Annotated in this window: 17 protein-coding genes; 9 read left to right on the top strand and 8 right to left on the bottom strand. The window is 36.2% G+C overall.

What is annotated here, in order from left to right; genetic code table 11:
* Positions 1-3: 3 nt before the first annotated feature.
* The 5 genes from mutL to MP477_RS05630 all read right to left on the bottom strand — a co-directional run bounded on the left by mutL (position 4) and on the right by MP477_RS05630 (position 5,737).
* Positions 4-1,797, bottom strand: coding sequence for a DNA mismatch repair endonuclease MutL (gene mutL / locus MP477_RS05650; protein WP_257189541.1), 1,794 nt, complete (start codon positions 1,795-1,797; stop codon positions 4-6).
* A 246-nt stretch (positions 1,798-2,043) separates the two neighbouring features.
* Entirely contained in the window at positions 2,044-2,871 is an 828-nt protein-coding gene (locus tag MP477_RS05645) for a YoaK family protein (protein WP_257189539.1), read from the bottom strand.
* Between the two features lie 29 nt (positions 2,872-2,900).
* On the bottom strand, positions 2,901-3,395 hold the full coding sequence (locus MP477_RS05640) for a hypothetical protein (protein WP_257189538.1): 495 nt from the start codon (positions 3,393-3,395) through the stop codon (positions 2,901-2,903).
* Positions 3,396-3,622: 227 nt separating this feature from the next.
* The gene (locus MP477_RS05635; protein ID WP_257189537.1) at positions 3,623-5,026 is read right to left on the bottom strand and encodes a HAMP domain-containing sensor histidine kinase; all 1,404 of its coding nucleotides are present in this window, start codon (positions 5,024-5,026) and stop codon (positions 3,623-3,625) included.
* A gap of 3 nt (positions 5,027-5,029) precedes the next feature.
* On the bottom strand, positions 5,030-5,737 hold the full coding sequence (locus MP477_RS05630; protein WP_257189536.1) for a response regulator transcription factor: 708 nt from the start codon (positions 5,735-5,737) through the stop codon (positions 5,030-5,032).
* A 178-nt stretch (positions 5,738-5,915) separates the two neighbouring features.
* Here MP477_RS05630 and MP477_RS05625 point away from each other — a divergent pair, with 178 nt between their 5' ends.
* From MP477_RS05625 to MP477_RS05600, 6 genes are all read left to right on the top strand, one after another.
* Entirely contained in the window at positions 5,916-6,485 is a 570-nt protein-coding gene (locus MP477_RS05625; RefSeq protein ID WP_257189535.1) for a helix-turn-helix domain-containing protein, read from the top strand.
* Between the two features lie 480 nt (positions 6,486-6,965).
* Positions 6,966-9,791, top strand: a complete 2,826-nt coding sequence (locus MP477_RS05620) for a TonB-dependent receptor (RefSeq protein ID WP_257189534.1) — start codon at positions 6,966-6,968, stop codon at positions 9,789-9,791.
* Positions 9,792-9,800: 9 nt separating this feature from the next.
* Complete coding sequence (locus tag MP477_RS05615; protein WP_257189533.1) at positions 9,801-11,099, top strand: DUF5690 family protein; 1,299 nt, start codon at positions 9,801-9,803, stop codon at positions 11,097-11,099.
* Positions 11,100-11,110: 11 nt separating this feature from the next.
* Positions 11,111-12,265 carry a TIGR03364 family FAD-dependent oxidoreductase gene (locus MP477_RS05610; RefSeq protein ID WP_257189532.1) on the top strand — a complete coding sequence of 385 codons (1,155 nt, stop codon included), beginning with the start codon at positions 11,111-11,113 and terminating at the stop codon, positions 12,263-12,265.
* 7 nt (positions 12,266-12,272) lie between these two features.
* Positions 12,273-12,941 carry an HAD-IA family hydrolase gene (locus tag MP477_RS05605; protein WP_257189531.1) on the top strand — a complete coding sequence of 223 codons (669 nt, stop codon included), beginning with the start codon at positions 12,273-12,275 and terminating at the stop codon, positions 12,939-12,941.
* A 298-nt stretch (positions 12,942-13,239) separates the two neighbouring features.
* Positions 13,240-15,093 (top strand): alkaline phosphatase family protein, encoded by a 1,854-nt coding sequence (locus MP477_RS05600; protein ID WP_257189530.1) that lies wholly within the window; start codon positions 13,240-13,242, stop codon positions 15,091-15,093.
* Between the two features lie 73 nt (positions 15,094-15,166).
* Here the strand turns inward: MP477_RS05600 and MP477_RS05595 are convergent, their stop codons facing one another.
* Genes MP477_RS05595 through MP477_RS05585 form a run of 3 tightly spaced genes read right to left on the bottom strand, consistent with a single transcriptional unit; the run spans position 15,167 to position 17,490 of the window.
* Positions 15,167-15,652 carry a GNAT family N-acetyltransferase gene (locus tag MP477_RS05595; RefSeq protein ID WP_257189529.1) on the bottom strand — a complete coding sequence of 162 codons (486 nt, stop codon included), beginning with the start codon at positions 15,650-15,652 and terminating at the stop codon, positions 15,167-15,169.
* 13 nt (positions 15,653-15,665) lie between these two features.
* The gene (locus MP477_RS05590; RefSeq protein ID WP_257189528.1) at positions 15,666-17,081 is read right to left on the bottom strand and encodes a PLP-dependent aminotransferase family protein; all 1,416 of its coding nucleotides are present in this window, start codon (positions 17,079-17,081) and stop codon (positions 15,666-15,668) included.
* Between the two features lie 43 nt (positions 17,082-17,124).
* Positions 17,125-17,490 (bottom strand): hypothetical protein, encoded by a 366-nt coding sequence (locus MP477_RS05585; protein ID WP_257189527.1) that lies wholly within the window; start codon positions 17,488-17,490, stop codon positions 17,125-17,127.
* A gap of 145 nt (positions 17,491-17,635) precedes the next feature.
* Between MP477_RS05585 and MP477_RS05580 the strand changes: the two genes are divergently transcribed.
* The 3 genes from MP477_RS05580 to MP477_RS05570 all read left to right on the top strand — a co-directional run bounded on the left by MP477_RS05580 (position 17,636) and on the right by MP477_RS05570 (position 19,860).
* The gene (locus MP477_RS05580) at positions 17,636-18,280 is read left to right on the top strand and encodes a helix-turn-helix domain-containing protein (protein ID WP_257189526.1); all 645 of its coding nucleotides are present in this window, start codon (positions 17,636-17,638) and stop codon (positions 18,278-18,280) included.
* Positions 18,281-18,431: 151 nt separating this feature from the next.
* A complete protein-coding gene (locus MP477_RS05575; RefSeq protein ID WP_257189525.1) occupies positions 18,432-18,683 on the top strand; it encodes a hypothetical protein in 252 nt (83 codons plus the stop codon).
* A gap of 4 nt (positions 18,684-18,687) precedes the next feature.
* Positions 18,688-19,860 carry a hypothetical protein gene (locus tag MP477_RS05570; RefSeq protein WP_257189524.1) on the top strand — a complete coding sequence of 391 codons (1,173 nt, stop codon included), beginning with the start codon at positions 18,688-18,690 and terminating at the stop codon, positions 19,858-19,860.
* Positions 19,861-20,181 lie beyond the last annotated feature (321 nt).

The following is a 20,181-nucleotide window of genomic DNA, read 5'->3' as shown; positions in this document are numbered from 1 at the left end:
TTTTTAAAATTTGTTTTTAAAATCATTAAACGGAACTTCATAGAAACATCTTTTTCCGTCCGGTAAAAATTCTGGGAATCCTAATGCTGTAAAATCTTTAATAAGCTGCTCCGCATCTTTTTTATAAAGGAAATCAAATCTTGACTTCGAATGCATTTTGGCCCATTGATTCTGATAATACTGCATGAATTCTTCTTCTGTTTTATATTCCAGTATTTCAAAAAGGTTCTCCAGAAACTTCATAGCCTGTGTTTCTTTCAGCCCTTCGGGAAGTGAATCTATTCTCAGTACACTTTCATGAGCAATTTTCATGTCAAACCCTAGTTCGGGAAGATATTTTTTGATAGAATTATATTTATTCTTTTCTATTTCGTTCATGTGATACTCCAGAGAAAACAGGAGGGCATGGCTGTTGGTGTTGGATTTCTTTGATGCTGATTTATTATTGTTTTCAGAAACCACAAGCCTGTGCATTCTTCCAAGATCCAGCATCAGAGTCATATCTCCTTTATTGAACACCCAGTATCCGTTGGGAAGCCTCATCAGGTCTTCATCAAAATCTTCATCTTCAAATAAATTGATTTTTGAAGGTTCTGCTGTAATATTCTGACTGTACATTTCCGTAAGATTCTGAATCTCCTCCGGAAGTACAATATTTCTTTCTTCCAAAAACGGATTATAGTCTTTATCAACAATAATTTCAGGCATTTTTATAACTCCTCCGCCGCCGTTTCCTTTACTGGGAATAGGTTTATTCATCATTTCGTCTAAATCCGGATCTCTGTCAAAATCAAGACTTGGAGAAACATTATAAATTCCCAACGATCTTTTTATCGTGGAACGAAGCAACGCAAAAATAAGATGCTCATCTTCAAACTTCACCTCAGTTTTCTGTGGATGTATATTAACATCTATTTTTTCAGGGTCCAGCTCCAGATAAAGGAAAAATGATGGAACATATCCCGGTAAAAGCAATCCTTCAAAAGCTTCCTGAACTGCTTTATTGAAGTAAGGACTCTTGAAATATCTTCCATTCACAAAAAGAAACTGTTCACCTCTGTTTTTCTTGGCTCCTTCCGGTTTTGCTACAAACCCATGAAGCTTACACCAGATAATATCTTCTTTGATAGGAATAAGCTGGGGCTGCAGTTTTCTTCCGAAAATATCTACAATACGCTGCATCTGGCTCCCTTTTCTGAGTTTGAAAACCGGTTCATCATCATGAAACAACGAAAACTCCAATCCTTCATGTGCCAATGCAACACGCTGAAATTCATCGATTACGTGCCTGAATTCAATATTATTATTTTTCAGAAATTTTCTTCTGGCAGGGACGTTATAAAATAAATTCTTCACTAAAAAATTGGATCCGTCCGCCGTTTGTATCGGGTCCTGAAACTGAAAAACCCCACCTTCAAGGTAAATATTGGTTCCAATGGATGCGTTTTTCTGCTTTGTTCTCAATTCAACCTGTGAAACGGCCGCGATGGAAGCCAGCGCTTCACCCCGAAATCCTTTTGTAGCAATTTTAAAGATATCTTCCGTTCCCCTGATTTTGGATGTAGCATGTCTTTCAAATGCCATTCTGGCGTCTGTTTCAGACATTCCTTTTCCATCATCCACTACTTGAATCAGGTTTTTCCCGGCGTCCCTGAGAATCAGTTCGACCTTAGACGCATCTGCATCAATAGCGTTCTCCAAAAGCTCCTTCACAATGGATGCAGGCCTCTGCACCACTTCTCCTGCTGCAATCTGGTTAGCTACATGATCCGGTAAAAGTTGAATAATATCTGACATAAAAAAACGTAAATCAACTTACAAAAATAGACAATGAAATTGGGAATTAAAACATTAAAAGAGGGAATTAATATTTAATTATCAACATTTCAACAATGCAGCTTTTTACAGACTGAGCCTCAAACCATTCACTACAGCAGTTTTATATAAAGATCAATCCCCTATTGTTCTTACACAAATAGAGGATTGATTCACAGCTAGTTTATACAAAAAAATTAATAGTGATATTTATTTATCATTTCACATTCAGTCTTCAAAGGCCAGTTTTCTTTTCTTTTCTCTTTCCGGGATTCCGTGGATCTTCTCATACAGATAAGCCAGAAGGTTGGGTTTTTTATAAATCCTGTTGTATCTGTATTTGGTATTAAAATGTCTCACATGAATTTTATAAGCATCGTATCCTATCACAATTAAAAGACACAGGCTGATCACATAAAACACTCTGAATTCCAGATAATAATAAGTAAGCCCCGAGAATACTGCTCCTAAGACATAGGCAATCATAATACTCAAGAGTAACTTTGCCCTCCCGATCAGCTCACCGTTTTTTCTATATTTTTTTTGGGTAAACATAGAAACCAGAATTCCCAGGTCGGTAGTTGTTCCGGTAAGGTGAGTTGTTTTTACTGAAAAGTTTGAGATACTGGCCGTTAAGCCATTCTGAAGACCTGTAGCAAAAAGCATTAATGCGACCAGATATTCTGTTTCTTCCAAAGTTTTCTGATAATAAAACTGTCCGTATACTCCTACGAAGAGAAGACATATAATTTCCAATACAATTGGCATGGAATGGGCAAAATACTTGCTTTTTTTATTGAAATTAATGACAATAAAATTGGATAGAAAGCTTCCGAAGAAGAACAAAAAGATCCATCCGGCCACTATTCCCACCTGTGCCCAGTTGGCCTTGCTGATTTCTGCCGCCAAAACAGCGTAATGTCCCGTTACATTCGATGTAAAAGAGAGAAATATTAATAGGGATGCTATATTTATAGTACCTGCTGTAAATGCAGTCAGCGTCCCCAATCTGATATTATCCCCCAGTGTCCTGCTGTTACTATAATTTCTTAACATTTTTTTATTTTTTTTAATTTGTGTTTATTTTAGACCTCTACAAAGATCTCTGCAAGCCTTCCTCTTTCCGGAAGCCTTTCTCTAACCTCAACGGCAATTTCACGAGACTTCAGGTCTTTGCAATTCCTGATATAAGGAATAAGATCAAACTTTCCTTTACCCTTGCTCTTAATAGACGAAGAATAATAAGCTTCTTCTATATTCCCTGCACTCACGTATTGATTGAATGTTCTCTGAAAGCTTCCTGTAAAAACATCACAAATGATTTTATTGACCAGATGAGGATATTTATTCTTCACGATTCCATAAGCATCGCAAAACTCTGCCGGCCTGATCTTATTGAAAATGGATGTTTTGGTATTGAATAAAAGATCTCTGATAGAATCTCCGGAATCATATCCTGAGGTAAGAAGGATATCATATTGGTTTTCGTCATTCGCGGCTTCTTTCTCTTTTAGCACTTTTTTCAATATGTTTAATGACTCAAGAGAGTAATCCGTTGCAATTAAAATTGTTTTAGCCATGTTCTTTTATTTTGTTTTGTGTTTATCTTTTTTGATGATACAAAACTAGAACGACCAAATTAGAAGGTCCTTGGAATGGAATTAAAATGTGATTAAAGAGATTAAAATGAGATTAGAAAATTGTTAAGAGAAATTAATCTGAGAGAAAGGTAAATTAAAACAACAACAATAAAACAATGATAATCAACCAATTATATAATCACAACAGATCACCTGAAAATTCAGGTTTAAACACCTTCTTTCTGTGTGCTGTAGAAATTAGGGAAACGCATCTGAACCGTAGTTCCCTGATTTTCGTGCGAGCTTACAATCAGCTCACCGTGATGCATTCTTACGATGTTTCTTGCCAGTGGAAGTCCTATTCCATAGCCTTCATAATTGTTGGTATTGGAAGCCCGGAAGAACGGATCGTAGATTTTATTCATTTCTACCTCCGGAATCCCGATTCCATTATCCTTTACAATAATATAGACATCTGTATCTGTGGCCCCTAAAGAGACTTTTACCTGCTGAAAATTAGAATATTTACAGCCATTACTGATGATATTGGCTACTGCAAGATGCAGCAACTGCTCATTCCCCTGTACTTTCAGTTTTTTAGGATTATCAGGGAGCATACTGATATCGAGATATATATTATTCCTGGAATCTATTCTTCGTAGTGTTTCAATTACATCCCACAGCAGCTGGTCAATTCTTACCTTATCCATTTTCTGGATCTTGCCGTCAAATCCGGTTTGGGCAATCATTAATAAAGCTTTGATCTTTTTATCCAGTTTTTCTGCCTCATCAAGGATGATTTCCAGCGTTTCCTTATATTCTTCAGCGGTTCTGTTGATGGAAAGTGCTACATCCGCTTCTCCCATAATGGAAGTCAGCGGCGTTCTCAATTCATGGGAGACATTGCCAATCAGATGGTTCTGGGTTTCAAAAGAGGTTTCAATCCGGTTGAGCATATCATTGAAAGTGTCTACCAGTTCATTCAGCTCCTTGTTATCCGGTTGAGATTCCAACCTTAAGTGAAGGTTTTCAGAACTGATTTCTTTTACTTTTCCCGTAATTTTTAAGATCGGCCGGAACAGTGTCTTGGATAAATAAAAAGAAAAAATCATACTGAAGAACAATGAAAGCACAATACAGGTGAGCAATGTTCTTTTTAAAAAACCAAGATAATAGACCACATAATGGTTCTTGGCAGAAGCAATAGCGATATAGTCTTTATCGTCGTATCTGAAAGTCTGGCCAATATAATAGAATTCCTTATCATTATAATTGGCTTCCCCCTGCTTGATAATATTTTTAAAAAAATAAGATGGAATATGAACTTCCTGGGATATCTTCTTGAAATTGGAATCTGTAGGGACTGCAAAAACATAATCTTTTTCCATGGGAAGCTCTTCATCATTCAGGCTACTGAGGACATAGTTTTCCGGAAGATCAAGATGGTCTTTGCTTTTTTCTATCTGCACAATAGTTGCTGTACGGATCTTCAGCAGTTCATAAAATCTCTGATGTGAAAAATTAACGATCGAAAAATAAACCAGCCCACTGAAAAGCAATATAATGACAGTAAAAACCAGCATTAAAAGCACCATTGTTTTGGTCTGATTTGTGATCACTTTATTAAACATTCATTACGATTTTTTCAGGACGTAACCCATTCCTATTACTGTATGAATCAACTTATTGTCATCCTGGCTATCCAGTTTTTTCCTTAAGTAATTGACATAGACATCTACCACATTGGTTCCCAACTCATAATTGACGCCCCATACTGCATCCAGAATTTCCGCTCTGGAGATTACCTTTTCCGGATTCGTAAGGAAATAGACTAATAATTTATATTCAGTAGAGGTAAGGGTAATTTCTTCCCCTCCACGGGTTATTTTTTTTGTATAGTCGTTCACGATAAGATCAGAAAACTGAAATACATGCTCGTTATCCAGTTCCGGCTCAACTGTCTCCTGCGGTCCATTGTTGTTACTTCTTCTTAACAAAGATTTCACACGGGCTACCAATTCAATGAATTTAAATGGCTTTACCAGATAATCATCGCCTCCGCTTTCTAATCCCAGCACAATATTTTCAGAAGTTCCCAATGCCGTTAAAAACAGAATAGGAACGCTCTGATTGGTTTTCCGGATCTCCTTACAGACATCCAGCCCATTCATTTCCGGAAGCATAATATCTAAAATCACCAAATCGAAATCATTTGCCTGAACCAGCTGTACTCCGGTACGCCCGTCAAAAGCGACAGAAATTTCATATCCGTTTTCCTGAAGTCCCTTTTTAATAAAAGACACCACGCTGGTTTCGTCTTCGATAAGAATAATTTTTTTCATAAATGAAATAACGAGTTTTACAAAAATAGGGAAATTTTGGGATGAACAAAATTGCTCTTCTCCCCTCAATAATAATTTTAAATGAATTGAGACCCTTCCTTATCCAACCTACATAGAATAATACTACCTTTGTTTTTCATATAATGACGAAAATAATTTAGGTTAAATTGAATACAGCATGAATGACTTTTTAATAGGTATCGGCAAGCGATTAAAGGATATTAGAAAAAAGAATAATTTAACCATTAATGAACTGGCATTCAAAGCCAATGTAAGCAATGGCCTTGTTTCCAGAATCGAAAACGGGAGAACAATACCTTCTCTTCCGGTGTTACTTGACCTCATCCAGTCCTTGGAAATTGATGCAAGCTATTTCTTTGAAGGGGTAGAGAAAAAATCCCATGCAAAATTCATTTATGTGCCAAAAGAAAGCCAGCAGCTCATAGAAAAAGAAGTGGAAGCTGAAGGTTTCAAGTATATGCATATCTTCAGTAAAAGTCTTCATTCTTTAGGTTTTGAAGCGGTATTGCTGACTCTTGAACCTAATTCTAAAAGAGAAAAAGTGATCACAGATGCCTGGGAGTTCAAATTCGTCCTGAAAGGTGAAGTAAAATATGTTATTGATAATGAAGAGATCATTTTAAAAGAAGGCGATTCTTTATATTTTAACGGAAAATTTCCACACGTTCCTGTAAGCATCAGCGATGAAAGCTGTGTAATGCTGGTTCTCTATTTTTATACTGCATAGATTTTCACAGCTTCATGTAACACAAAACCTTACCTTCTGTTTCTAATATTATAAAGAAGTGAAGGTGGAAATATTTTCTCTTTACTTCCCATCCTCCATTTCTTACGAGGTTATATAAGCTTGTACCCTAACCTGTTCTCCGTTTTGTTCTTTCAACTTCTAAAGTTGACAAGCAAAAGTTTACTATTTGTAAACTTCTAGTTTTCTTATTTTGGGTAAAATGAACGTAATGTTAATCAAAAACACCCTTCTCATATTCCATTTAAAAATTAAATAAAAACATAAAAGCAACCTCATAAATACATTAAAATAAATAGTTTAATATAAAGACTAAATCAAAATATTCTTTTATACAAATATTTTTAAGGTAAAATAAAAGTAACAAACAGCCTTGATTTATTAAACAATACTTAACACCAAATATTTATATATATTAAAATTATTAGCGTGATTTGCATAAAAAATTTAATATATGTAAAAATGAGAACAAACTTAGAGAAATTACTAACCCTTGCTTCTGTCTGTATTGTCACTTCTGTTGCAGCACAAAAGCAGCTCATTATAGGAACTGTTCTTGATAACAGCCAGCCCCTTCCCGGCGCCACTGTAAAAATAAAAGGTCTATCTAAAAATATAACGACTGATATTGACGGAAAATTTACGATCAATGATATTAAAGAAGGTCAGTACAATTTACAAATTACCTACATAGGATATGAAACAGCAGACATTATTATTACACTAAAGCCTGATCAAACTGTAGATCTAGGAACCGTTATGCTTTCTCAGCCCCGAAAAAATATTGATGAAGTTGTGGTTACCGGTACTTTGAAAAATACAGAAGCAAGAGCTTTAAATCTTCAGAAAAATGCAATCAATATCACCAATGTCATTGCATCAGACGGAATTGGAAAACTACCGGACAGAAATGCTGCAGAAACCGTACAGCGCGTACAGGGAGTCTCTATCGAAAGAGACCAGGGAGAAGGAAGATTTGTTTCATTAAGAGGACTTCCTCCTTTCTGGGCCTCCACGACCATCAACGGAAACAGGCTTCCCACCGCAGAGGAAGAAACAACTTCCAGAGCTACAGCATTTGATTTTTTCCCTACAGAACTGATATCTTATGTACATGTCAATAAGTCATTTACCCCGGATATGGAAGCAGATGGAATTGGCGGCGGTGTTAATTTTATTACCAAGACTCCTCCCATGAAAACAGAGTTTAAAGCAACATTGGGGAGCGGTTATAATGCCAAAGCAGATAAAGGAGTTTATAATATCGGGCTTTTGTATGGCGGAAGAACAAAGGATAAAAAGTTCGGATACCTATTCAATTTTGCCCATTTCATCAGAAACTGGTCTACTGACAATTTTGAAGCAAGAAGAAGTGGTAACGAAGGGGTTTTCAGAATGGAGCTTCGGGATTACAACGGCGTAAGGAAGACAACCGGAATTAATGCTGCCTTTGAATATGTTCTTTCCCCAAAAAACACCCTCTATGTAAAAGGAATGTACGGCACCTTGTCTGATGATGAAACACATTATAAACACAGAATTCGCTTTGATAAATTCAGCAGTACCAATAATACGGCAAGAGTAGAACTTCAGAATATCCATAACTTACTGATCACAGAGCTTACCTCTGTTTCATTAGGGGGAATTCATAAGTTAAATAAAGGAAAAATAGACTGGGATCTTTCTTATTATGACAATCAGTTCAAGTATGGGAATATCCCCGATAAGCAAAACAACTCTTACTATGTCATCAAATATACCCAATCTGGAGTAGGTATTAACCCCGATTATATTTCTGATCACGGGAATGGCCCAAGAGCCTACTGGAAAGCCGATGGTGGAAAATTGGATTACAAAAACCCTGATTCCTTATTTGGTTTCTACAGCGATCCTAATTTTAAAATGGATGCTTCACAAATGAAATTTACAGACCTTGAATTTTATAAAGTTTTTGTTCAGGAAAAAGACAAGATTGTTGCAGCCTTTAACCATGAGATTAATGCTTCTGATAAATTAACCCTGAAATATGGTTTTAAGTACAGGGATAAAGAACGTAATACAAGGTTTTCAGATATTTTTTACACCTGGAACGGCGGAACGGCTCCTCTTTTATCAGATTATTCCCAATTTATTACTTCACAGCCAAACGGAACCAAATATCTCAGTGAAATGAATGCACACATCGGAAATACTTTCGGTCCGGTACTTTCTACCTCGGGAATGAACCAGTTCTGGTTTGACAGTCAAAAAAACCTGAAGATCAATACTGCTGATTCCGAGGCTTTAGAATATAACAAAGCGTTGGGAAGAAATTTTGATGTCCTGGAGAAACATGCCGATGCATTTGGAATGGCAACCTATAAAGTGAATGATAAGATTATGGTTTTAGGAGGAATAAGATTTTCCAACACCAATACCAAAGTAAAGGGCTATAGTGTGATCGATGATGTACTGACCCCTGTTGAAAATACTAAAAACTACCTGGCCGTTCTTCCCATGATCCATGTAAAGTATGCATTAAATGATAAAACGAATCTTCGTTTTGCTGCTACGAGAACTTTCTCGAGACCTAACTTCGGAGATCTTACGCCAGGAGGAACCTATAGTGAAGCGGATAATGAATTCAAGGGTGGAAACCCCAACCTCAATCCAACATATTCATTAAACTTTGACCTGATGGGAGAATATTATTTCTCCAATGTAGGGATTCTGAGCGGTGGTGTTTTCTATAAATCCATTACAGATCCTATTTTCCAGGATTCATTCATTGGAAATTATAACGGGATCAACGGGGTCCAGTTTACAGCCCCAAACAATGGAAAGGCAGCATGGCTGGGCGGTATTGAACTGGGAATCAATAAGAGGTTTGATTTCCTTCCGGGTTTCCTTAAGTATTTTGGAGCTCAGGTGAATGCCACTTTTATGACCTCAGAAATGGAGAAGCCAAGCGGAAGAAAGGTAAAACTTCCTTATCAGGCCAAAGAACTCTATAACATACAGCTCTTCTTTGAGAGAAAAAGCTTCAATGCAAGACTTGCTTATAATTATAAGGGAAAATATGCTGTAGAATATGCTGAGGATGATCGTAATGACTCTTATTATGGTAAATACAGCAGCCTGGACTTCGGAGGTTCTTACCAGCTTACTAAACATCTGAGTCTGTATGCGGATATCAACAACATCCTCAATAAACCTCTGATCTATCATTTCGGACAAAATGAAGACCGTCCTGAACAGGTGGAATATTATGGGGTAAGATGTAACCTTGGAATAAAACTGAACTTCTAAACCCAAATAATGACCAGAACAATCAATCCTAAAACACTGGTAACACTGAAAGCTGCTTTTGCCGCTTTTGGTGTTTACTTCTGCATGTACGGTTTCAGAAAACCTTTTACCGTAGCCTCTTTCGAAGAACTATCTTACTTCGGAGTAGATTATAAGATCCTGATTATCATTGCCCAGGCTGTAGGGTATTTTATTTCGAAATTCATTGGAATTAAATTCATTTCTGAACTAAAACCTGCAAAAAGGCTGCATTATTTATTTTCCTTTATTGCCATCGCAGAACTTTCTTTATTAGGGTTTGCAATTATTCCTGCTCCTTATAATATTCTTTTTATGTTTCTCAATGGTATTCCGCTGGGAATGATCTGGGGTATTGTTTTTTCCTACATAGAAGGCCGTAAAACAACTGAAATTATCGGATTATTTCTGTGCTCAAGCTTTGTGGTTTCTTCAGGATTTACAAAGTCTGTAGGAAAGTTTTTGATGGATACTTTTGCTATTTCAGAATTCTGGATGCCTTTTTCTGCCGGACTGATTTTTATTGTCCCTTTGCTTATTTCAGGAATTCTTCTGGAAAAGATTCCGAAACCCACTGAAGAAGATATTCAGCTTAAAAGTAAAAGAAAGCCTCTTAACGGAAAAGAAAGGAAAGAGCTTATCCGTCAGTTTTTTATCCCTGTTGTCTGCATTATTTTTCTTTATATCTGTTTAACTGTTTTAAGGGATTTCAGAGATAATTTTAACCGCGAGATCTGGGACGGTCTTCACTTTACATTTGACAGTTCTATTTTTACATTAACAGAAATCCCCATTGCCATTATGGTTCTTTTGATTTTAAGCTGTATGGTAAAGGTTAAAAACAATAAAAAGGCTTTTGCTTATTATCACTATATCCTCTTTGCCGGAATTTTAACGGTGGGGCTTTCCACCTATCTCTTCCAACAGAATTCATTATCTCCGTTTTTATGGATGACCATCTCCGGATTTGGAATGTATATCTGCTATATTCCTTTTAATGGAATTTATTTTGACCGGATGATTGCCGCATTTGATATTAAAGGCAATGTAGGCTTTCTGATCTATACGGTAGATTCCTTTGGGTATCTGGGAAGTGTTCTGATCTTACTGTATAAGAATTTCGGTTCTGCGCAGACTTCGTGGCTCAGCTTTTATATCAGTCTGAATTATATCATTACAGTCAGTGTTTTAATTCTTTCGGTTATTGCCTTTCTGGCTTTTAAAAAAAAGGCAAAACCCAATTCTAATTCTAATCAATACATCAATTTCGATACTTCGAAAATCTTATAAATTATAGTAAAATGAAAACAAAATTTGATTTACTCATTGTGGGAGGCGGAATCTTAGGAACATTCCATGCCTATCATGCCCTGAAGAAAAATCTGAAAGTAGCTTTACTGGAAAGAAATGCGCTGCCTCAAGGGGCAACGGTAAGAAACTTTGGACAGGTAGTACCATCCGGAATGGATCTTAAATGGCAGAATTTCGGGAGAGAAAGCCTTGCTATATATAATGAACTTCATGCTCAGACAGACCTTACTATCAGGCAAAACGGCTCTGTATACATTGCTTCTGATGCTGAAGAGCTTCAGCTTATTGAAGAACTCTATGAAATCAACAGAAACAACGATTATGAATCTGTTTTATTATCTAAAAATGACTGTATCAAGAAGTTTGACGGCCTACGCTCGGATTATTGCAAAGGAGGGTTGTTCTTTCCCCAGGAGCTTTCCGTAGACTCTGCAGATATGATTGTAAAACTTCACAAGCTTTTACAGGAAAAAATGGGGCTGGAGATCTTCTACAACACCACAGTTATTGAAACAGGTGAAGATGACCGGAAATGTACTGTGATCACTGCTGAAGGAACAGAATTTTCTGCTTCCCGGATTATCATCTGCGGGGGACATGAATTTAAAACATTATACCCTAAAGTATTCAATGAAAGCGACCTGGAAGTAAGCAAACTGCAGATGCTGCAAACCAAACCCCAGGGAATCTATTCTCTTCAGGGAAATATTCTTACCGGACTTTCCGTCAGAAGATATGAATCATTCAGTGAATGTCCTTCTTTTCAAAAAATCAAATCACTGGAAGATCCTCATTCATTTGAGAAGAAATATGGCGTTCATATTCTTTTTAAGCAAGCTCTTGACGGCTCTATCATTCTTGGTGATTCCCATGAGTATGCTGATGCTAAAAATGCGGACGACCTTGGATATGATCTCAATATGGAAATTGATGAATTCATGATCCATGAAGCAAAAAAAATAATTGACCTTCCTACGTATGAAATTCAGAGAAGATGGTTTGGAGTGTATTCCCAGTGCAAGACGAAAGATATTTTCGAATACAGCCCCTCTCCGAATATCCACATTATAACGGGTATCGGAGGAAAAGGAATGACCGGAAGCGGAGGGTTCTCCAAGTTTAGCATAGAAAAAATTTACGCATAAAAATTCAATGAAAAATATAGAATTACTGGTTCTGGATATGGCCGGAACAACAATTGATGAGGACAATGTAGTGTATAAAACCTTAACAGAGGCTGTCAACAGCCACGGTTATTCTGTGAGCCTAGAAAAAGTTCTTAGAACCTGCGCCGGAATGGAAAAGCTGGAGGCCATCACAAGTCTTTTGAAGGATATTAAGGGTAATGGAAATGATGCCCCTTTTATTTTTGAAAACTTTTCCGAAAAATTAAAGGAAGCTTACCGTGATCTTGATGTAAAACCCATCAACGGTACAGAAAATTTTCTTCTTACCATGAAAGCCCAAAACAAAAAAGTGGTTCTCAATACAGGATATACCGCTGAAATTGCCCAACAGCTGTTAGATAAATTACAGTGGAAAGAAAACGTACATTTTGATGCTCTGATCACTGCTGATGATGTTTCAGAAAGCAGACCGAGTCCGGAGATGATCAATCTGGCTATGAAAAAATTCAATATCACGGAACCCAAAAAGGTCTTAAAGGCTGGTGATTCCGTGATTGATATTGAAGAAGGAAAAAATGCAGGATGCGGGCTAACCATCGCCGTGCTTTCCGGTGCCCAAAGCAGAACAGAGCTGGAGAAAGCAAAACCCGATTATATCCTAAATACAATCTCTGAAGCTGAACATATTCTTTAACAACTTCTTTTTCAACTTTATGTAATACAAATGGCACAAGTGTTTTGTGTCGTTTGTTTTTTAATAAGTAAAAAGTGAACCGCTCCGTCATCACTCCGGAAAAGGGGGAATTTTAGTTCCTTCGATTGGCTATTTATAAAAAATGTTTGATTTTCTACTTATTGAGATTACATTTTATAAACTATTTACTTATCAATTAATTAATTTTCTGTTTACATATATTTACAAATAGTAAACTAATTTTACAATAGTTAAAAATAAATTACTATTTGTAAACTTTTCATTAAATCCTTATCCCATGAAAACAAAACTATTCTCAATGGCTGTTGTGATGAGCTGCTTCCTTGGAGCTCAGACCAAAAAAGTTCTTTTTATTGGTATCGACGGATGTCGGGCAGACGTCATGATGTCTGCCAATACTCCAAACATCAAGAGCCTCATCAACCAGTCTATTTATTCTCTTGACGGGCTTTGCGCTGCCACTACATGGAGCGGAAACGGATGGAGCACCATGCTTACTGGCGTTTGGCACCCCAAACATAATGTGCAGGATAATAATTTTACCAATCCCAATTATGTAAATTATCCTGACTTTTTGGCAAGAGCAGAAAGCCATAACCCTAATTTAAGAACAATTTCCCTCGCACATTGGGCGCCTATCAATGATAAAATTATTCAGAATGCAGATGTGAAGTCTAATCTGGCAACGGATCTTGCTGTGAAAAACGCAGCAGTCAATGCGCTGCAAAATGACAACCCTGATATTCTGTTTGTAGATTTTGATGATGTAGACCATGCAGGGCATTCTTATGGCTTTTCTTCAGCTGTTCCGCAATATGTATCTTCTATTCAGACCACAGACTCATATATCGGAGAGATTGTGAGCGCGATGAAAAACAGAAACAGTTATCAAAATGAGGATTGGCTGGTTGTTTTAACTACAGATCACGGTGCGGTAGACAGCTCGCATGGCGGGGGAAACCTTTCGGAGAGAAATATTTTTACCGTGTATTCCAATCCAGGATTTACTCCTCAGCAGATCAGTAAAACGGTTTTAGAGTCCAATAAAACTTTCAATCAGCTGAGTTTCCCGGCTGGAACTTATGCAAAGCCAACAAATCAGAATTTTTTCAACTTTGGAGCGAACCAGGATTTTACCATTGAATTTTGGGTGAAACCCAATGCTGCCTATTCCAGCGACCCTGTCATGATTGGGAATAAAAACTGGGCCAGCGGAAAAAACAAAGGGCTTGTGGTCTCAGGATATTCCGGGCAGACCTTTAAAATGAATATTGGTGATGGAACAAACAGAATTGACCTGGTAGGAGGAAAGGTAGAAACCAATAAGTGGAAGCATATTGCCGCCAGTTTTGATAGAGACGGCCTTGTCACTTTATATGAAGATGGTGTTCCGGTCACTTTTGCCAATATGAATACCATCGGAAATATTGATTCCGGTCTTCCATTAACGTTAAATCAGGATGGAACCAACACGTATGGACTCAACCTTCCCGCGTCTTATAAAGACATCAGAATCTGGAAATCTGCTCTTCCGAATAATGTAATCGTTAACTGGGCCCATCAGGATATTACCCCTTCACATCCTTATTATTCTCAGCTGCTGGCCAACTGGAAGTGTGATCATACCTCAGGAAATACCATCACAGATTCAGGTCCCAATTCCAATCACATGACCATAACAGGATCTCCGGCTTATAGTGTCAATACCTCCGCCAGTTTTAAAATCTCTGACTACACCTCTACAACAAGAGAAACAGATCATTTTCCAACGGTACTGAACTGGTTGTGTATTCCGGTACAATCCACTTGGGGAATTGATGGGATAAACAGAATTCCAGTTTGTTCAAACGGTGTTTTAGGAGCTAAAGAAATAAGGAGAAATACTGATGATTTCACCATCTATCCCAATCCTGCTTCAGCAAGCATAACCATCCTATACACCTCTGAAGATAAGGAATCTAAGGCAGAAATCATTGATGCTAAAGGGATGATTATTTCAAGTCTTCATTTGAAATCTTCCAATGGGTATTACAACGAAAAAATAAATATTGAACCCCTTCCGGCTGGTATATACTTCATTAAACTTAGCGGAAGTAAAAACTCACTGACAAAGACCTTCATTAAGAAATAACAGTAAAGCAATTAGATTTAATTTTTGATATTAGAACTCGGATATAATGTCCTTGTTCTAATATTTTTTTTTATCAGTTTTTAAAATCTAATTCCATCTGTACATCCACACGGTCATATCCCGCATTGGTAACCGGCATATGCTTAAATCCAAGTTTTTCGTACAGTTTTATGGCTGGAACCAGAATTGAATTGGTTTCCAGAAACACTTTCTCAGCCTTTAGCTCCCTAGCTTTCTCTATTAAAGTATTTCCCAGCAGATATCCAATTTTCTTTCCCTGTGCTTTTGGACTTACTGCCATTTTTGAAAGTTCAAAAATAAGGGGCTCATTACTGTTTCTTACTAATGCACATGTTCCCACGGCTTCTCCATTAAGCAGGGCAAAAGCAATATGACCTCCTTTCTGCAAGATATGTTCTTCAGGATGATCCAGCAGTTTATAATCACCGGGCTCCATCACAAAGAAATTACTAATCCATTCTTCATTTAAAGCTCTGAAAGCTTCTTTATATTGAGATTCATAGGCTATAATTTGTACTTCATTATTGATATCATTCATCTCTATGGGTGTATTAAATTTTATTTTTTATCATTTTACCAAGTTTCTCCAGGTCACTTTCTACACGGTCTGTCCATTCCAGGGCATAATTCAGCCTCATACAGTTCTGATACTGGTTATATTGTGAAAACATTCTGCCGGGGGCAAAGTTTACTTTCTGGCTTAATGCCTCATCATAAAGGTCTTCCGTACAGATCCTCTGATCCAGTTCCAGCCACAGCATAAAACCTCCTTTCGGTTCTGAAATTTTGGTGTTATCCGGAAAATATTGGGTAACAGATTTCTGAATCTGCAGGTAATTGGCATACAGTTTTTTCCTGAACATTCTCAAATGATGGTCGTACCGCCCATGTTCAAGAAAATCAGCAATGACATCTGAAAATAAAGACGGACTAGAAACTGTCTGAACCAGTTTCTGACGGATAATCTTATCTTTAAATTTCCCCGGGGCTACCCAGCCTACACGATATCCCGGGGCCAACGTTTTAGAAACAGATCCCACCCACATTACAATTCCGGCTTCATCATAGAATTTACAGGGCTTGGGTCTTCCTGCTCCAAAGTAAATATTTCCATAAACATCATCTTCCACCAAAGGAACATTATATTCGGTAAGCATTCTTACCAGTTCCTTTTTGTTCTCATCAGGCATCTGAAATCCCAGCGGATTATTATAATTAACGACAAAGCAGCAAGCAGAAATCTTTGGCAGTACTTTTTTTAAAGCATCCAGATCTACTCCGGTGATAGGATGCGTTGGAATTTCCACCGCCTTCAATCCCAGCAGGTGAATCGCCTGCAGTATTCCAAAATATACGGGACTTTCAATGGCTACGGAATCCCCGGGCTGGGTAACCGCCATCAGACAGTTATAGACTCCGTTCATCGCTCCGGAAGTGATGACAAGGTCGTCCTCTGTAATTTTCCCTTCCATTACAATCGACCATTTGGCAATTTCCCGGCGAAGATTTTCACTTCCCTGTACCGGCTCATAATTGGTCCCGCTATCACTGCTCTTCTTCATTACGTTAATCATACACTTCTTCATTTTAGCCACAGGAAGAAGGCTTTTTCCGGGAATACCCAGTGCAAACTGAGTAACATCTGTTCCGGCGATGGTTCCGAATACTTTGCCAATAAGGTCTTCCGGTGTTTTTTGTCCTTCTGAAACTTTCATCTTTGCAATAGAAGGCAATGCCAGTTTTCGCTGGGAAGTCTGGCTTACGTAATAACCATATTTTGGGCGTGATTCCACCAGAGACCGGCTCTCCAGCTCCATATATGCCTGTTTTACAGTGTTTAAGCTAACATTATGCAATTTCTGGGCACTTCTTAGCGATGGCAGCCTGTCTCCAAACTGCAAGGTTTCGGTTTTAATCTGTTCGGTAACAGCATTGGCTATTTTTAGATACAAAACATCTTTAGACATTGATCAGGGTTTTACGTAAAAGTACACTTTTATCTATGCTTTATTAAAAATCCAGCCAGCTAATCATGCTTTTAATGCTGCTTTTTAACTGTTCCGGATTTCGAAAATTGGGCGTTGTATTCTTTTTGAAATAAGCTTCCACTTTTAAAGAAAATCTTTTCTTTTCTGCCTCGGAGATTCCCTTTTTATCATAGATTTTAAAGGCAATTTCTCCTTTTGTATTTATAATAAGACTGGCAAATGAAACAATTTCATCACCCTTTTTTGCCAGGAAAAACGGAACTCCAAAATCCGGACTTATCTTTGAAGTGTTCTGTGTCTGTAGAAATAATTTTTTCAGCGCCAACATATCTGAAATATAAACTTCAGCATATTGAAGCTGCCCGTGATGTTGAATGGTTGTTTCCATAATATCATGATTTAATGAAACAAAATTATGGAGGATTTACCTTTGGATACAGATACAGAAGAATGGAATATTATGGGTACAGATATGCTGCAAATCTCCAAATGCAAATGTTTTTATCCATCATATACTTTAAAATGCTCTATTTTTGCAAAAAAAATTAGACAATTTGAGTTTTTTTGGAAGTAATGTAAAGAAAATCAGACAGGCAAAAGGATTAAGCCAAAAGGCATTTGCCGATTTATTTGATTTAAGCAGAGGGGTAATAAGCTCTTATGAAGAAGGCCGCGCTGAGCCTAAAATAGAAACGATACTAAAGGTTGCCAACCATTTTAACCTTAGTCTTGATAAGCTTCTCACCGAAGCCGTACAGGTACATCAGTTAGCCAATGTTTCAGATATCAATCAGCTGATGCTTTTCCCGGAATTAGCTATAGAGGATAGCGATGAAACAAAAGCGCCGGAAAACAATATTCAAAATACAACGGTTTTGCAAAAAATATTAGCATCGGTAGATTGGCTGTATGAATTTACGACTGAAAATCAGGTGTTATCACCCTATCAGTATGGAGATATTTTATTCCTGAATAAAGCAGATGTAAAAAGTGATTTGAACAGCCGTTTATTAGTACATACCAATGGCCGTTTACAATATGCTGTTGGAAACAATCCAGCCCATAGAGGCAAACAGGAGCTTTATAAGATTGTGGGCTATGTTTCCACTGCTGAAAAGAATATTTTTGAGAGTATTTTTGAGAGACTGGAAAAACTGGAAAGGAATATACAGCATTAATAAGTCGATGACAAAATTAAAACTATTATGCGTCAAGTTTTGGCGTTAAACAAGAATATTTTTGTAAACAATTTATAGAATCAATCATAAATTTAAAAAAAAATAATTAGTACACAATATTTGTGGATAACTTTTTGTATATATCTTTGTAATGAAAAAACATAATAAAATGGTTAGAATTGTCAACAATATGTTCTTTTTGATAGAATCTTTATTTAAAACTACAGCATCTTTAGTTGCTGAAGATCCTTTATTTAATAAAGACTTTATGGATAAATTTTCTGATCCACAGGACAAAGAAAAGTTAGAGAAAATGGTCGCACAATTAAAAGCGGACAATGACAACAAACCCCATAAAATTACTTTAAAAAATAATAAAGAAGTAACAATTGTTGTAAATTAAGTCTATGGAATTTAATATAGCTTTAAATACTATTGTCTATTTAATGATATTTTTATTTCCGGGAATCATTTTCCGGAAATTTCTTTTTATAAGAGAATATTCAAAAGAATTTGATAAAGGCAATCTATTTGAAAGATTTATTTGGACAATTTTGACAAGCATTATCATATTACTTGCTACTTTTTCTATTTTCCTTTTTTTAAAAAATATATTAAACTTAGATTTACTACCTTCAATTTCTTATAAAACGATTTGGGATACTTTTAATGATCTATCTAATAACAAACTTCCAGATCCAGATAAAAAATTTTCAATAAAAGATAAAGATGTTTATAAGCACTTTTTTCTTTTAATGATTTCCATTTATATATTATCAATCATTTTAGGAATTATCACCTACCTAGTGACACGTACAACATTTGTGAAATCTATAGGAGTTTTAAAATATCTAAATTATTGGCAAGATCTGGTAAAAGGTACATATAATTCAAATAATGATGATACTTTAACTTATGCCTATACTACAGCAGACGTATTGACAGAACAAAATGACACTACAAAGTTATATTCAGGAAGAGTTATCAATTATTATTTAGATTTACAAACAAATCAGCTTCAAACAATTGTTTTATCAGATGCTAAAAGATATAAAAAATTAGATAATGGAGGTTTTGAAATAAAAAGTATTCCTGGGCACAATTTCATTATAGAGAAAGAAAGAATTTTAAACATCAATTTCACTTACATCTATGAAAGCAAAGATGAAAATAAAGTTTATAAATGGATTTACAGAATAGTAAATACTATTTTTATATTGCTATTTATTGGTGTGATTTCAACAATGTTTTTTAGCGACATTTACATTTATACGAGCACTTTTTTACGGAAGACAGTTTTTGTAATTTGTGGAGTTTTGTTGATTTTAATTTTAAATAAAAATGTTAAAAAAGTATTATCTGGTCAATGGTCTACTCTGAAAACTACTAATATTTACTTTTTTATTTCTTTTCTTCTTCCCTATATATGGCTTTTTAATTTTCTTAAATGGTACTGGGTTCTAAGTTTAGAATTTGTTTTTTTGATTTTAATGAGTTTTCTTCTTCCAGATAATCAAACTGATGCTGAAACTAGTATTTCTGTCGAAAATAATGAACCCCAAAATTCTGAAAGTAATTAATAACTATTGCATAGAAAAGATATATCTATAACAAATTGATCTTGAAAAGTAAATAAAATATAATCTATACCATGGAAATTTCTAAGCTAAAGTCTCGTTCTTGATACTTTAAATCCACATCAACTCTATATTTTGCCAGAACAACTCGAGAAATGATATTGCTAAGTTATAGTAATTTTTAGGAGTATTATCGCTTCTCTATTTAGAGTCAAGGTCATAGTTATATTTAAATTCTTTTATTTCAGGTCTTTGTTGATCATTTAAAAATTTTAAATATGATTTTTCTGTCATATGATTATATGATCCAGGAAAACCCTATCA

This window comes from Chryseobacterium sp. WG23, from assembly GCF_024586575.1.
In the GTDB taxonomy this organism is placed as follows: Bacteria; Bacteroidota; Bacteroidia; order Flavobacteriales; family Weeksellaceae; genus Chryseobacterium.
Note: the sequence above shows the minus strand (reverse complement) of the source record. Positions and strands in the feature narration are given on the sequence as shown.